General features: G+C 60.6%; 14 protein-coding genes. All 14 read left to right on the forward strand.

Going from position 1 to position 15,514, the window contains the following annotated elements:
• Positions 1 to 328 precede the first annotated feature (328 nt).
• The 14 genes from rfbF to fleQ all read left to right on the forward strand — a co-directional run bounded on the left by rfbF (position 329) and on the right by fleQ (position 15,317).
• The gene (gene rfbF / locus HU720_RS21665; RefSeq protein WP_186522696.1) at positions 329 to 1,102 is read left to right on the forward strand and encodes a glucose-1-phosphate cytidylyltransferase; all 774 of its coding nucleotides are present in this window, start codon (positions 329 to 331) and stop codon (positions 1,100 to 1,102) included.
• Positions 1,084 to 2,166, forward strand: a complete 1,083-nt coding sequence (rfbG, locus tag HU720_RS21670; RefSeq protein WP_186522712.1) for a CDP-glucose 4,6-dehydratase — start codon at positions 1,084 to 1,086, stop codon at positions 2,164 to 2,166. The genes rfbF and rfbG overlap by 19 nt, the downstream gene beginning before the upstream one ends.
• A gap of 72 nt (positions 2,167 to 2,238) precedes the next feature.
• Positions 2,239 to 2,799, forward strand: a complete 561-nt coding sequence (gene rfbC, locus HU720_RS21675; RefSeq protein WP_186522714.1) for a dTDP-4-dehydrorhamnose 3,5-epimerase — start codon at positions 2,239 to 2,241, stop codon at positions 2,797 to 2,799.
• A complete protein-coding gene (locus HU720_RS21680; RefSeq protein ID WP_186522716.1) occupies positions 2,799 to 3,668 on the forward strand; it encodes an NAD(P)-dependent oxidoreductase in 870 nt (289 codons plus the stop codon). The genes rfbC and HU720_RS21680 overlap by 1 nt, the downstream gene beginning before the upstream one ends.
• Positions 3,658 to 4,725: a class I SAM-dependent methyltransferase gene (locus HU720_RS21685; RefSeq protein WP_186522718.1), complete on the forward strand. Its 1,068-nt coding sequence runs from the start codon at positions 3,658 to 3,660 to the stop codon at positions 4,723 to 4,725. Before HU720_RS21680 ends, HU720_RS21685 begins: the two co-directional genes overlap by 11 nt.
• Before the next feature lie 18 nt (positions 4,726 to 4,743).
• Positions 4,744 to 5,481, forward strand: coding sequence for a cephalosporin hydroxylase family protein (locus HU720_RS21690; protein ID WP_186522720.1), 738 nt, complete (start codon positions 4,744 to 4,746; stop codon positions 5,479 to 5,481).
• Positions 5,482 to 5,502: 21 nt separating this feature from the next.
• Positions 5,503 to 8,430: a TIGR00180 family glycosyltransferase gene (locus tag HU720_RS21695; RefSeq protein WP_186522722.1), complete on the forward strand. Its 2,928-nt coding sequence runs from the start codon at positions 5,503 to 5,505 to the stop codon at positions 8,428 to 8,430.
• A gap of 266 nt (positions 8,431 to 8,696) precedes the next feature.
• Positions 8,697 to 9,635, forward strand: a complete 939-nt coding sequence (locus HU720_RS21700; RefSeq protein WP_186522724.1) for a ketoacyl-ACP synthase III — start codon at positions 8,697 to 8,699, stop codon at positions 9,633 to 9,635.
• A gap of 406 nt (positions 9,636 to 10,041) precedes the next feature.
• Positions 10,042 to 10,893 carry a flagellin domain-containing protein gene (locus tag HU720_RS21705; RefSeq protein WP_186522726.1) on the forward strand — a complete coding sequence of 284 codons (852 nt, stop codon included), beginning with the start codon at positions 10,042 to 10,044 and terminating at the stop codon, positions 10,891 to 10,893.
• A gap of 71 nt (positions 10,894 to 10,964) precedes the next feature.
• On the forward strand, positions 10,965 to 11,339 hold the full coding sequence (locus HU720_RS21710; RefSeq protein ID WP_186522728.1) for a flagellar protein FlaG: 375 nt from the start codon (positions 10,965 to 10,967) through the stop codon (positions 11,337 to 11,339).
• Positions 11,340 to 11,419: 80 nt separating this feature from the next.
• Positions 11,420 to 12,835, forward strand: a complete 1,416-nt coding sequence (fliD, locus tag HU720_RS21715; RefSeq protein ID WP_186522738.1) for a flagellar filament capping protein FliD — start codon at positions 11,420 to 11,422, stop codon at positions 12,833 to 12,835.
• Between the two features lie 134 nt (positions 12,836 to 12,969).
• Complete coding sequence (gene fliS / locus HU720_RS21720; protein WP_186522740.1) at positions 12,970 to 13,365, forward strand: flagellar export chaperone FliS; 396 nt, start codon at positions 12,970 to 12,972, stop codon at positions 13,363 to 13,365.
• A 13-nt stretch (positions 13,366 to 13,378) separates the two neighbouring features.
• Positions 13,379 to 13,675 carry a flagellar protein FliT gene (locus tag HU720_RS21725; protein ID WP_186522742.1) on the forward strand — a complete coding sequence of 99 codons (297 nt, stop codon included), beginning with the start codon at positions 13,379 to 13,381 and terminating at the stop codon, positions 13,673 to 13,675.
• 166 nt (positions 13,676 to 13,841) lie between these two features.
• Positions 13,842 to 15,317, forward strand: coding sequence for a transcriptional regulator FleQ (fleQ, locus tag HU720_RS21730; RefSeq protein ID WP_186522744.1), 1,476 nt, complete (start codon positions 13,842 to 13,844; stop codon positions 15,315 to 15,317).
• Positions 15,318 to 15,514 lie beyond the last annotated feature (197 nt).

Raw genomic sequence — 15,514 nt, forward strand, 5'->3', positions numbered from 1 at the left:
GGGCTGCGCAGCAGCCCCTGGGGTTTTCAGGGCTGCTGCGCAGCCCAACGCGGGACAAGCCCGCTCGCCACGACTCTTTATCATTTCCCACAGGATTGGGGCCAACCAGCACTGTTGCGGTTGAGCACGGCCTGCGTGGGAGCTGGCGCCAGCCTGCGATGAGGCCGGGACAGGCGCGCGCCGAGCGTCTGCAGGGCCGACAGCCGGCTGGCGGCCACCTTCTTCAGTACTCCCTCCGATCTTGGCTCACTTCCTGCAATACCCGTGAATATCGCCATAAATCCTTCACCCTGGCCGTTCAGGGCGCGCGAAGTACACGAGGAAAACGATGAAGGCAGTCATTCTGGCGGGTGGGCTCGGTACGCGGATCAGCGAAGAGTCGCACCTCAAGCCCAAACCGATGATCGAAATCGGCGGCAAGCCAATTCTTTGGCACATCATGAAGCAGTACTCCGCCCATGGAATCCATGACTTCGTGATCTGCCTTGGCTACAAGGGCTACGCGATCAAGGATTTCTTCGCCAACTACTTCCTGCATACCTCCGATGTCACCTTCGACATGTCCAACAACCGCATGGATGTGCACCAGAACTACAGCGAGCCTTGGCGCGTAACGCTGGTCGACACCGGTGAAGAAACCATGACCGGCGGCCGCCTGCGCCGCGTGGCGCGCTACCTCGAAGGCGAAGAGGCGTTCTGCTTCACCTACGGCGATGGCGTTTCGGACCTGAATATCGCTGCACTGGTGAAGTTTCACCAGGCGCACGGCAGGCTGGCCACAGTGACTGCCGTGCAGCCTCCAGGACGTTATGGCGCGTTGCAGCGCGATGGCGACCAGGTGCTGGGCTTCAGCGAAAAACCCCGTGGTGATGGCGGTTGGATCAACGGTGGCTTCTTCGTGCTGTCGCCCCAGGTGCTGTCCTACATTGCAGATGACGCCACGCCTTGGGAGGCCGAACCGCTTGGGGCGCTGGCCGAGCAGGGGCAGTTGATGTCATTCGAGCACGACGGCTTCTGGCACCCCATGGATACCCTGCGCGACAAGAACCACCTTGAGCACCTGTGGAGCAGCGGGGAGGCGCCATGGAAGCAGTGGGACTGACCCCGGCCTTCTGGGCGGGCAAGCGCGTACTGGTTACCGGCCATACCGGTTTCAAAGGCAGCTGGCTGGTGCTGTGGCTGCAAAGCCTTGGCGCACAGGTCACAGGCTTTGCCCTCGACCCTTCGACCGAACCGAGCCTGTTCGAGCTGGTGCGTGCCGGCGAGGGCATCGATGACCGCCGTGGCGATGTGCGTGACCTGGGTGTGCTGCTTGAACTGATCGCCGAAGTCGAGCCTGAGATCGTCCTGCACCTGGCGGCGCAACCGCTGGTGCGTGAAGGCTACCGCGACCCGTTGGGCACCTATTCGACCAACGTCATGGGCACCTTGAACCTGCTCGAAGCCATCCGCCAGATCGGCGGCGTGCGCGCGTGCGTGGTGGTGACCACCGACAAGGTCTACGCCAACCAGGAATGGCCGTGGCCGTACCGCGAAAACGAAGCACTGGGCGGGCATGACCCGTACAGCAGCAGCAAGGCCTGTTGCGAGATCCTTGCGCAGTCCTATGCGGCCTCGTTCTTCCCCTCGGCACGCCACGCAGAGCACGGCTTGAGCCTTGCCACAGCGCGGGCCGGCAACGTGTTGGGCGGCGGTGATTTTTCGCCCGAGCGGTTGATCCCCGATGTGCTCAAGGCTTGGAGCGCCGGCGAACAGGTGACCCTGCGCATGCCCCAGGCCGTGCGCCCGTGGCAGCATGCGCTGGAGCCGCTGGCCGGCTACCTGCAACTGGCCGCTTCGCTGTACGAACACGGCCAGCGCTATGCCGGCGCCTGGAACTTCGGCCCGGGCGATGACGACATGTGCAGCGTCGGTGATGTGGTTGCGCTGTTGGCGGCACAGTGGCCGCAGGCGCCGGGCATGGTCATCGAGAAAAGCGACATGCATGAGGCCGGCCTGCTGCGCCTGGACAGCTCGCGTGCCCGCGAACTGCTGCACTGGCGCCCGCGCTGGTCGTTGCAGGAGTGCCTGGAGCAGACCCTGGCCTGGCACCTGGCCTGGGCCAAAGGCCTGGACATGCGCGCCGCCACCCTGAACCAGTTGAGCCTCTACCAGGAGTCGATGTGACCGCTGCCGCTGGGCTTGGAGCAGCACTGCGCTTGAGCCTTGAACCGTTGCCGTTTTTCGCAGGTAATCGACATGAATGATTTTGACGTGCACGCGCTACCTATCGAGGGCTTGTGCCTGATTCACCAGAAGGTATTTACCGATCACCGTGGCCGCTTCGCACGGCTGTTCTGTCAGTCGCGGTTGCAGGTGCAGGGCAAACGCTTCGACATTCGCCAGATCAACCACTCGCACACGTTGGGTAAAGGCAGTGTGCGTGGCCTGCATTTCCAGTACGCGCCGCATGCAGAAAGCAAGCTCATCACCTGCGTCGCCGGCGCAGTCTGGGATGTAGCAGTGGACCTGCGCCCTGGCTCGGCGACCTTCCTGCAATGGCATGCAGAGGAGCTGGTAGCCGGTGACGGCCGCAGCTTCTTGATCCCGGCAGGGTTCGCCCACGGGTTTCAGGTGTTAAGCGACGAGGCAGAAATTCTGTACTGCTCGGATGCCGATTACAGCCCCGCATACGAGGCAGGGCTTGGGGCAATGGACGCCGCGCTGGCGATCGCCTGGCCATTGCCGGTTACCAACCTCTCTGCCAAGGATGCGGCTCACCCTGCCATAGATGCAGATTTCGCAGGGGTGCAACTGTGATGGGTTTGCCAGGCAAAGTTCTGGTAACCGGTGCGACGGGCTTTGTCGGCCAGCATTTGGTGGCGGCCCTGCTGGCAGAGGGGGTTCAGGTGCGTGCGGTTGCGCGTTCGCTCGCGCGAGCTCGCACACTGCCTTGGTTCGACCAAGTGGAGTTCGTGGCGGCGGATATCCACGGCGAGGGTTTAGACGTCCAGGCGTTGACCGAGGGCGTCGATGCGCTTGTCCATCTGGCGTGGTCGGGGCTGCCGAACTATCAGCAGGCCTTTCATTACGAGGTCAACCTGCCGGCGGACCTGCAGTTCATTAAACGTGTGGTTGCGGCCGGCGTGGTGCAGGTGATGGTCACCGGAACCTGTTTCGAATATGGCCTTCGCAATGGCCCGCAGAGCGAAACCGACCCGGCACAGCCGGGTACTGCGTATGGGCTGGCAAAAAATACCCTGCGCCTGTTTCTTGAGCATCTTCGCCAAGAAACTCCGTTCACCTTGCAGTGGGTGCGACTGTTCTACCTTTACGGGCCTGGCCAGGCGGCCAACAGCTTGCTGGCAAGTCTGGACCGGGCAATCGACGAAGGTCATACGCACTTTGCCATGTCGGCAGGGGAGCAACTGCGTGACTACCTGCCTGTCGAGCAGGTGGCCAGCCACTTGCGTGCCATTCTGGCCCAGCGCGAGTTTTCCGGCTTGGTCAATTGCTGCAGCGGTGAGCCTGTTTCCGTCCGGGCGTTGGTCGAGAGGCATCTTGCCAGGCGAAGCAGCAAACTGACCCTGCAACTGGGGCATTACCCTTACTCGGCCCATGAGCCCATGGCGTTCTGGGGCAACCCTGAGCGCTTGCAACAACTGACTGGAGAGCGGCATGGCGCGTGAACTGTACCGAGCCCAAGGGCTTCCTGTGTTGCAGAACCGCACCTTCGCCAGTGCCGAGCAAGCCCGCGACTGCGGTAGTGCGGATGTGGTGCTGGTCCAGGATCAAATCAGTGGTCTGGTACACAACCTGGCGTTCGACCCCAGCAAGCTGGTATACGACGCCGACTACCAGAACGAACAGGCTCATTCACCGCACTTTCAGCGCCACCTTGAGGCGGTCGAAGGCATTCTGGCGCAGCACTTCAGAGACGCCAGCCTGGTGGAGGTCGGCTGCGGCAAGGGCTATTTCCTGCAGATGCTGCGCGAGCGTGGATACGCCGTGAAAGGTGTAGACCCTTCCTATGAAGGGCAGGATGACGACGTCATCTGCGCGCCTTTCACCCGCGAGTTGGGAATCCAGGCCGATGGCGTGATCCTGCGCCATGTGCTTGAGCATATTCAGGACCCTTGTGCGTTTCTTGGTGAGATTGCGCAGGCCAACGATGGCGGGCTCATCTACATAGAGGTGCCCTGTTTCGACTGGATCATCGAGCACTGCGCCTGGTTCGACGTGTTCTATGAACACGTCAACTATTTCCGTATGGACGACTTTGCCCGCATGTTCGGTCGCATCGTCGAGAGTGGGCGTCTGTTTGGCGGGCAATACCTGTACGTGGTAGCCGACCTGGCAAGCTTGCGCGCGCCGGTACAGGCATTCACGGCGCTGGAGCTGCCATCTGCATTCACATCGGGTGCCGACATCGCCGTACGCGCGTTGCAGCACCGGCACGGGCAGCGCGTTGCGATCTGGGGTGCATCCTCCAAAGGCGTCATTTATTCGCTGTTCCTGCAGCGTGCCGGGGTGCCGGTCGACTGTGTTGTCGATATCAACCCGGACAAGCAAGGGCGTTTTCTGCCGCTCAGTGGGCAGCAGGTGTTCTCTCCCGCGCAGTTGCTCGACGTGCTGCCCAAAGGGTCGCTGATACTGGTGATGAACTCCAACTATCTGGACGAGATTCGTCATATGACCGGTGGCCACTACACCTATCTCGCTGTCGATGCCGTCGCGGCCTCCTGACCTTTAAGGACTTTCAAAATGCAAGACAACCATCCAAACACCGTCTTTGCCAGTGAGTGCGATGCTGAAATCAGCGCCCAGGCCTCGGACCAGAAGGTCCAGCACCTAGCCCGCGAATTTTTCAACGAGTCGGCCAAGCACAAATACAGCTACCACTTCTCGTGGATGGGGCGCCCGATCATCCAGCTGCCTCAGGATATGATTGCCATGCAGGAGCTGGTGTGGCGCATCAAGCCAGACCTGATCATCGAGTGCGGGATCGCCCATGGTGGCTCGATCCTCTACTACGCCTCCCTGCTGCAACTGCTCGGCCATGGTGAGGTTCTGGGAATCGACGTTGATATTCGCCCGCACAACCGCCAGGCCATCGAAGAGCATCCAATGGCCCACCGCGTCACCATGCTCGAAGGCTCGAGCATTTCGCCGGAGATGGTTGCCAAGGTGAGCAAGCTTGCCGAGGGCAAGAAAGTCATCGTCGTGCTCGACTCCAATCACACCCACGAACATGTTCTGGCCGAGTTGCGCGCCTATGCGCCTTTGACCTCGCTGGACAGCTACTGCGTGGTAATGGACACGGTGGTCGAGGATATGCCTGAAGACGCCTTCCCGGACCGCCCATGGGGCGTAGGCAACAACCCGCGCACTGCGGTTTGGGCCTACCTGAAAGAAACCGAAGATTTTGTCATCGATGCCGCCGTGCACGACAAGCTGTTGATCACCGTGGCCCGTGATGGCTACCTGCGCCGCGTGCGCTGAACCAGACAGGCAGACAACTTCATGCAGGCTCAAGCACAGCACAGCATCGATGCATCGCTCAAGGACCGCCTCACTCTGGTGGTGATAACGCACAATCGTCCGGCGTTCCTGCGCCGCACCTTGCAGTACTACCGCAACTATCCAGCCACCATCCTGGTACTCGATTCGTCGTCAGAAAGCGCAAGTGACATCGCCGGTGATTACCCGGGCGTGGATTATCGCCACCTGCCGCAGTACTCCTTCAGCGGGCTGCAGGACAAGCTTGCCTACGGCGTCACCCAGGTCAAAACGCCGTATATGACGTTCCTGGCGGTCGACGACTTCTTGCTGTGCGATGCCATGAGCCGTTCGGTTGAGTTCCTCGAACAACACCCCGACTACGGCGTCTGTCACGGCTACGGCATGATGTATTTGGCGCGTGGCACCCAGGTCGACTTCCTCAAGCGCGACAACCGGGTGCAGGAAGACTATTGCTCGGAAAACCCAGAGCAGCGTCTGATCGAGTTCATGGGGCAGTTCCTGCCGCCGTTCTACGCCGTGACCCGCACCGACCTGTTGCAGCAGTGGTATGCGCAGCTGCCCCCGGGCACCAGCTTCGAATGGCAGGAAATCGGCCACACCTTCTACCTGCTGGCTAACGCCAAGGCGCGTATCCTGCCGATCCCTTATGCGGTGCGCGAAGTCAATTACGACGGCTCCGAGCACAACAGCAACGTGTTGAACGTGCTCGTGCCGCAGGATGAAAAGTCCCAGAAGGGTCGCGAGACGTTTGCCGCGTTTTTGGCAAGTGTGCCTACTGCGCTGAGCAGCTTGGGTGCCGATGAGGTCAAACGCATCGCCCTGGAGAGCTTCAAGGCTATGGCCGAGGGCCTGCTGTCCGGGCGGGCGCTGAGCGGGTGCATGATCGTGAGCTCGCACTGGGCGCAGCCGCAGGCTGAGCCGGTGCGGGTATTCGGCGAGCGCCAGTTTGTGGAGTTGCCGTTCTACAACAAGCCGATGTTCGACCTGTTGGCTGAATGCGAGTTTCTGATCCACACCATGCCGGCTGGGCGCCAGCAGTTGATCGAGCTTGAGCCGATCCTGCTGCGCCAGTGGCAGCTCATGCAGGTCAATGCCAACGATGATGCGCGCACCCGCCGCAGCCGTTTATGGGAGGCGCTGACGCTGAGCCCGTTCAACCGCGCCGTGGTCGAGCGCCTGCTGGCGTCGCTCCAGGAAGCGGGCGAGGAGGGCGAAGCTGCCCCGCTGCGCGAGTGGTTGCAGCGCCTGGGTACTGTGCCGTGCTATGACAGTCAGGCCCTGCTCGACAGCTTGCCGTCGGGCCGTCTGTTGAAGTGGCTGAACAGCCGTGCTCCTAGCGCCGAACAGGCGCGCGGCGCGGCTGAGCGCCTGGCACAGCATGGCGGCGGGCCGAGCTTTGGCATCCTGCTGCTTGATCTTGCGGCCGACATGGCCAAGCTGCAGGCGACCTTCGACAGCTTGATGAATGGCCATGCCCGGGCCTTCAAAGTGGTGGTACTGACCACCGGCGAGTTACCGGCGGTGACTGGCCCGCAGCAGACCGTGCATTTTGTCAAAGTGACCGAGCAGGACTACGTGCAGCGCATGAACGAGGCGGCGCGGCAGTTGGGCACCGACTGGATCATGCGCGCCGAAAGTGGCGACCGCTTCACCGTCGCCGGCTTGTTGCGCGCGGGCCTGGAGCTGCAAGGCGTCGAAGGCGTGCGCGCGGTGGCCATGGATGAACTGCAAACCCAGCCCGATGGCTCGCTGCGCGAAGTGCTGCGCCCTGGTGTCAACCTGGACTTGCTGCAGAGCGTGCCAGGCCTGATGGCGCGGCACTGGCTGGTGCGCCGCGACCTGTGGCTGGCCAGCGGTGGGTTCGATGCACGCCACCCATTGGCGCTGGAATTCGACCTGCTGCTGCGCCTGATCGGCGAGGGCGGCATGGCCGGGCTTGCGCACCTGGCCGAGCCATTGCTGATCTGCACCGCAGTCGGCAGCGAAAGCCACGACCAGGAACGCGCCGTGCTGGCTAGGCATATTGCCCAGCGCGGTTACACCCCGGCCGTCGGCTCTGCCCGCCCTGGCGTGCTGCAAATCGACTATCGTCACGAAGGCTACCCGCAGGTGTCGATCATCCTGCACTGCCAAGACGACGTCGAGGCACTGCAGGTGACCCTGGTCAGCGTGCTGCAACGCACCCGCTACCAGCATCACGAAATCCTCATCGCCGACAACGCCAGCCACAGCGACGCGTTGCGCGAGTGGCTGGGCACCTTGGCGGCGGCTGGCAAGCGTGTGCGCGTGGTGCGCAGCGAGCAGCCGCTGGCGCCGGCGGCCATGCTCAACCTGGCCATCGCCCAGGCCCAGGGCGAGTATCTGGTGCTGCTCGACAGCACCTGCGAGGTGCTCAATGCCAACTGGCTCGAAGGCTTGCTCAACCAGGCCCGACGCCCTGAAGTCGGGGTGGTCGGCGGCAAGCTGCTCAGTGCCGACGGCAAGATCGCCGAAGCCGGGCTGGTGCTGGCGGGGCCTGCGGGTGTGCGCAGTGCGCTGGGTGGCGAAGGCAAGGATGCTTCGGGCTACATGCAGCGTTTGCATGCCGAGCATAACGTCGCAGCAGTCTCAGGCTGCGTGATGGTGCGCAACGAACTGCTACAGGCGCTTGGCGGCCTGCATGAGCAGGCCGGTGATATCCGCGCAGCCCAGGTCGATCTGTGCCTGCAAGCGGGCGCCGCCGGCTTGATGGTGGTATGGACACCGCAAGCCCAGGCGGTGCGCCATGCACCGGTAGGCGAAAACGCCCTGGCTTGCAGCGTGCTCAGCGAGCACTGGGCGCAGACGCTGCTGCAGGACCCGTGCTACAACGCCAGCCACAGCCGTGACGGGCAGTTGTTCAGCCTGGACCCGGCAGGGCGGGTGGAGTGGCAGGCGCTGATCGGCTGACATCGCCGCGCTGTATATAAAGAGCCCTGGCCGTCTTCTGGTGGCCGGGGCTTTTTGCGCCTGGGGCACTGGCGCCCGGTTGTCGATTCGACAAAAAGAGCGTGACCTGAGAGTCACAGCGGGCATCTTCACTGTATATTGTCGAAACCGGGAACCGCCGCGTCGTACCCGGGCAAGTCGTCAGGGATCGGTCCTCACCGTATCGCCTGGCGTTTTGCTGTTGAGGGCGCGGTGGGTATTTCGCTGTTACTGAATTGGGAAGCCACATGATTGGCCTGAAAAGCATCGCCAGCTACGTGCCGACTGAAGGCGTGGACAACTACGCACAAGGCGCGAAATTCGGCAAAGACCAGGATTTTATCTTTGGCAAAATCGGTTCGACCTTTTTGCCGCGTAAGCAAGCGACTCAGGAAACTTCCGATCTTTGCGTGGAGGCTGCGAAAAACCTGTTCGCTGCCAACCCTGCGCTGGATCCTGCAACTATCGATGTCGTCATTGTCGTTACCCAGAACGGCGACGCCGAAGGCCTGCCGCACACCGCAGCCATCGTTCAGCACAAGCTGGGCCTGAACACCGCCGTTGCCGCGTTCGATATCTCGCTGGGTTGCTCAGGCTATGTGTATGGCCTGTATGCGATGAAAGGTTTCATGGAGGCTGCGGGCCTGAAGAACGGCCTGCTGCTGACCGCTGACCCGTACTCGAAGATCGTCGACCCTGAAGACCGCAACACCACCATGCTGTTTGGTGATGCCGCCACTGCCAGCTGGATGGCCGATGGCGCTGCCTGGCAGTTGGGCAAGTCGTTGTTCGGCAGCGATGGTGGCGGTGCCGAGCACCTGCGTACCACCGATGGCAAGTTCTTCATGAATGGCCGCCAGGTGTACAACTTCGCCCTGGTCAAAGTGCCTGCGCACCTGCAGCAGTTGCTTGAGGCCAGCAACCTCAGCGCTGACGATATCGACCTGTACTGCCTGCACCAGGGCAGCGCGGCCATTGTCGACGCGGTCTCCTCGCGCTTCAAAGAGGGTGAGCAGAAGCCCAAGTTCGTCAAGGACATGGTCGAGACCGGCAATACCGTCTCGTCGAGCATCCCGTTGCTGCTCGAAAAACATGTGCTCGGTTCGAAACACCAGCGCGTTGCGCTCAGCGGTTTTGGCGTAGGGCTGTCGTGGGGCTCGGCGATTCTCGAAAAGTCGCCCGAGTAAGCATGTAATACAGTGCGCCCGATGCCGCTTCCGGCCTCGGGCGTCAGCCGCCGAATCGAACGGCGCATGTTTCAACTACACCCGCTCGAACCCAGATCGCCGTGCAACGCGGCCACCTTGCCTGGGATGCTGTACAAGCCACTTCGCCTACTATTACACGCGCACCTTCGGTATGCAGGGCTGCAAAGCGTCCTATTTCTGCACAACTCTGCCTCTAGGGTCGCGCCTTTAATCTGGCGTCAAGTACCTGATTTCATTGGGCTGGCATGGTGCCAGTAATTTTTTTCGAAAATCAGCTAAAGCAACCCGCCCTGACGACGATAACTATTACGAAGGTTCTCTGTGCCACACCCGGCGAATTGCCAAGGCCGGAAGCCGTAGTACCCAATCCAACGAGGAATTCGTCATGGCTTTGACTGTAAACACCAACACCACCTCCCTGGGCGTTCAGAAGAACCTGAACCGTGCTTCCGATGCACTCAGCACCTCGATGGCTCGTCTGTCCTCCGGCCTGAAAATCAACAGCGCTAAAGACGACGCTGCCGGCCTGCAGATCGCTACCCGTATGACCTCGCAGATCCGCGGTCAGACCATGGCTATCAAAAACGCCAACGACGGTATCTCCATCGCCCAGACCGCTGAAGGCGCGATGCAAGAGCAGACCAACATTCTGCAGCGTATGCGTGAACTGGCAGTCCAGTCGCGAAACGACTCCAACAGCACCGAAGACCGTGACGCTCTGAACAAAGAGTTCGCACAAATGTCCGACGAGCTGACCCGTATCGCCAAGTCGACCCAGCTCAACGGCAAGAACCTGCTGGACGGCAGCGCTGGCACCATGACCTTCCAGGTTGGTTCCAACTCCGGTGCAGACAACCAGATCTCCATCACTCTGGACAGCGGCTTCGACGCTGCAACCCTGAGCGTTGACTCGGCTGCCGTCGCCATCACCGGTTCGGACAGCGTCACTGCCGAAGCGAGCATGAACAAGGCTCTGGACGCCATCGACAAAGCACTGCAGACCATCAACACCACTCGTGCTGACCTGGGTGCTTCGCAGAACCGTCTGACCAGCACCATCAACAACCTGCAAAACATCAACGAAAACGCCGAAACCGCGCGTGGCCGTGTACAGGACACCGACTTCGCTGCTGAAACTGCCCAGCTGACCAAGCAGCAGACCCTGCAGCAAGCTTCGACTTCGGTTCTGGCCCAGGCCAACCAGCTGCCATCCGCTGTACTGAAGCTGCTTCAGTAATCGCTGATGGTAACCGGCGGGGGAGTGCACATTGAGGCGCTTCCCCGCCTTTTCGTTGCGAGGTGGTATAAATGGACATGAGCGTCAAGCTGAACCTGTCCTACCCGGCCGCTCGTTCCGCCGAGCCGGTAGTTGACAAGCCGGTAACGCGACCGGCAGATACGACCCGTGGCAGCGACAACCTTGAACCCAAGGCGGTCAATGCTATCGAAGACAGCAACGATATCGAAAAGGTGAAAAACGCCGTTTCGGATATCGAACAGTTCCTGAGTTCGTCTCGACGAAACCTGGAATTCTCAACGGATGAGGAATCGGGCAAGATCGTAGTCAAGGTCATTGCCAGCGAGACCGGTGAGTTGGTGCGCCAGTTGCCTTCGGAAGAAGCGCTGCGTATTGCTCGGAGTCTCAGCGATGTAAACAGCATTCTGTTCGACGCCAAGGTCTGACCGGCGGCGAATATTCCGTGAGTGAGTCATGTCGGCCCCGCAGGAGTGGGGGTGGCGCGTAAATTGAGAGGGACACAGCAATGGCAGGTATTACTTCGTCCGTAGGTCTCGGCTCCGGCCTTGAGATCGGCAAGATCGTCCAGACGCTGGTAAACGCAGATACGTCGGCAAAAAATGCCCAGATCACGCGTCAGACCAGTAACAACTCTGCGATGATCTCGGGTATCGGCGCGCTACGCAGTGCTCTCACCGCGTTCACTACTGCAATGGGCAAGCTCAACGACAAAACCACTCCATCGTTCAATGCCTATGCGGCAACCTCGGCCAACGAAAGTGTGGTCAAGGTAACTGCCAGCAACAAGGCCGTAGCCGGTACCTATAGTATTGCTGTCGAAAACCTGGCCACCAGTTCCAAGGTTGCCAGTCAGACCTTCGGCAGCAGCACCGACGCAATCGATACTGGCGACATGATCATCGGTGTCGGTAGCACAAGCTACACCGTCAAGGTTGGGAGCGGCGCCACGCTGGAATCGGTCCGCGACCAGATCAACAAAGAACTAGGTGCCAACGGTATCTCTGCCAACATCATCAACGGCAAAGATGGCGCGCGCCTGGTGTTGAACTCGAGCACGACCGGTGCAGGCAACGATATTTCTGTCACTGGTGACATTGACGCGCTGAAAATCGATGGCACTAAATCCATGAGCGAAAACGCTAATGGTGCAGGTTATGTCGAGGGGCAGGCCAAGGATGCCAAGCTGACCATCGATGGTCTGGTGGTCACCAGTGCGACCAACAAGATCGCCGATGCGGTCAGCGGCTTGACTCTGGACCTGACCGGTGCCAGCGCTGGCAGTGGCGGCACGTTCACGCCAACCAAGGTTACGGTTGCAGCTAACAACGATGGCCTGAAAACCTCCGTGCAAAGCTTCGTTGATGCCTACAACACGCTGCAGAAGGCCATCGGTACGCTGACTGCTGTTACCGAAGACGCAGACGGCAACAAGGTGCTTGGCTCGTTGACCAACGACCCTACCACCCGTTCGCTGCTCAATGATGTGCGCAAGGTGTTGGCCGAAGTCGGCGCCGGTGACCGTCTGACCAGCCTGAGCCAGTTGGGTATCAACACCACCAAGACCGGCACCTTGGAGTTCAACAGCGTCAAGTTTGGTGCGGCGATGAACGACAAGAACCTGGGTAGTGAAATTCAGCAGTTGTTCACTGCTGATAACGGCATCATCGCGCGCATGAACAAGGTGATCGAGCCGTATAACGCTACCGATGGTACCTTGGCTACGCGTAAAACCGGCCTGGACAAGATTGCCAAGAACCTCGCGGACCAGAAGCTCGCGCTCGATCGTCGCATCGAGTCGCTGACCACGGCACTGACCAAGCAATATGCGACCCTCGACGCCAACCTGGGCAAGATGAAGGCCCAGGCCAATCAGATCACTTCGATCTTCGAGGCAATTAACGCCCAAGCCAAGAAATCCTGATAGGCTTTGAGGCGCCAAAAGCCCGGCGATGCCTTCTTGGTATCCCGGGCTTTTTTGTTTTTCTCTAAAGTTTTTTGACGTGTTGGCGATACAAAGGCTGTAAGCAACCATTTTCGCTGCAACGAGGTAGATTCATGAACCCGATGTTGGCCCTTCGGCAATACCAGAAAGTCAACGGCGCGGCGCAGACTTCCGAGGCCAGTCCGCACCGTCTGGTGCAAATGCTCATGCAGGGCGGCCTGGATCGTCTGGCCCAGGCCAAAGGTGCAATCGCGCGTAAGGACGTGGCTCAGAAGGGCGTCCTGCTCGGTAAGGCCATCGATATCATTGGCGGCCTGCGCGAAGGGCTGGACCTGGAAAACCACGCCGACTCCCTGGCAGACCTGGACAGCCTCTACACTTACATGAGCCGGCGCCTGATCGAGGCCAACGCCAAGGGCGACCCCGAGATCATCGATGAAGTGGCGCGCCTGCTGATTACCGTGAAGGAAGGTTGGGACGCGATCCCCGACCCACAGCAGGTACCGTGACCCGGGAGGTGACATGAGCGAGGTGATCGAGCGTATCGAGCAAACCCGTGACGCCCTGCTGGCTGCGCTGAGCAACCGCGACTGGGATGCTGTGGGCGAACTCGACCTGGAATGCCGTATATGCGTCGACGATGTGCTGGCCGAAGCCGGCAGCAACGAGGCGGGGGTACGGGCAAGCCTTGAGGAATTACTGGCGGTTTACCGGCAGTTGATTGAGGTTGCCAGCGGCGAGCGTCAATCAATAGTCGACGAGATGACGCAGATACGTCAGGCAAAAAGCGCGGCGAAGGTATACCATCTGTTCAGCTGACCACGAATAACACTAGAAAAAGCGCGCCATTAAATTGACTGCGCGCTCTTTTTTGACTTAACTAGTGGCTGTATCCGAATTTCAGACGTCCGAACACTGACCATTCAGTCGAATGATGTCGAGCACGCCCCAGGGGCGCCGAGATGACTAGGGAAGTTGCTATTGCATGTGGCGTGAAACCAAGATTCTCCTGATCGATGACGACAGCCCCCGCCGCCGCGATCTGGCGGTGGTCCTGAATTTCCTTGGCGAAGAAAACCTGCCCTGCTCCAGTGATAACTGGCAGCAAGCGGTTGAATCTTTGTCTTCGAGTCGTGAAGTGCTGTGTGTGCTCATCGGGGCCGTCAACGCTCCGGGCAGTGTGCTCGGGCTGCTTAAGACAGTGGCTGGCTGGGATGAGTTCCTTCCTGTGCTGTTCTTGGGTGAAAATTCTTCGGCCGAGTTCCCCGAAGACCTTCGCCGTCGCGTGCTTTCCAGCCTCGAGATGCCGCCGAGCTACAGCCAGTTGCTCGATTCGCTGCACCGTGCCCAGGTCTATCGCGAGATGTACGACCAGGCCCGTGAGCGCGGTCGCCAGCGCGAGCCCAACCTGTTCCGCAGCCTGGTAGGCACCAGCCGTGCCATCCAGCATGTGCGGCAGATGATGCAGCAGGTGGCCGACACTGACGCCAGCGTGCTCATTCTGGGTGAGTCCGGTACCGGCAAGGAGGTGGTGGCGCGCAACCTGCACTACCACTCCAAGCGCCGTGAAGCGCCGTTCGTGCCGGTCAACTGCGGGGCCATCCCTGCCGAGCTGCTCGAAAGCGAACTGTTCGGCCATGAGAAAGGCGCCTTCACCGGCGCCATCACCAGCCGTGCCGGGCGTTTCGAGCTGGCCAATGGCGGCACGCTGTTCCTCGACGAAATCGGTGACATGCCGCTGCCGATGCAGGTCAAGCTGCTGCGTGTGCTGCAGGAACGTACATTCGAACGCGTGGGTAGCAACAAGACCCAGAGCATCGATGTACGCATTATTGCGGCCACCCACAAGAACCTCGAGAACATGATCGAGGACGGCACTTTCCGCGAAGACCTTTACTACCGCCTGAACGTCTTCCCCATCGAGATGGCCCCGCTGCGCGAGCGCGTCGAGGACATTCCGCTGCTGATGAACGAGCTAATTTCGCGCATGGAGCATGAGAAGCGTGGCTCGATCCGCTTCAACTCAGCCTCGATCATGTCGCTGTGCCGCCACGGCTGGCCGGGTAACGTGCGTGAATTGGCCAACCTGGTGGAGCGCATGGCGATCATGCACCCCTATGGAGTGATTGGCGTATCAGAGCTGCCGAAGAAATTCCGCTATGTCGATGATGAAGACGAGCAGTTGGTCGACAGCCTGCGCAGCGACCTCGAAGAGCGCGTTGCCATCAACGGCCACACGCCGAACTTCGCCAACCAGGCCATGCTGCCGCCTGAAGGTCTTGACCTGAAGGATTACCTCGGTGGCCTTGAGCAGGGCCTGATCCAGCAGGCGCTGGATGATGCCAACGGCATTGTTGCCCGCGCTGCCGAACGCCTGCGCATCCGCCGCACCACGCTGGTGGAAAAGATGCGCAAGTACGGCATGAGCCGCCAGGGTGGCGAGGAACAGGCAGAAGATTGACCCAGCAAGGGCCGCTTGGCGGCCCTTGCTGGCGGTCCCGCCCTCAGTTTTCTACAAGCCTGTTCTGGCCCTATCGCAGGCTGGCGCCAGCTCCCACGGAATGTGGCTTGTCGCTATCTCGGTGCCGTTTTACGCGGTCAGTGTAGGAGCGGCCTTGTGTCGCGATGGGCTGCGAAGCAGCCCCAGCGATTCTGGTG

Source organism: Pseudomonas sp. SWRI51 (assembly GCF_014268825.1).
Taxonomy (GTDB): Bacteria; Pseudomonadota; Gammaproteobacteria; order Pseudomonadales; family Pseudomonadaceae; genus Aquipseudomonas; species Aquipseudomonas farsensis.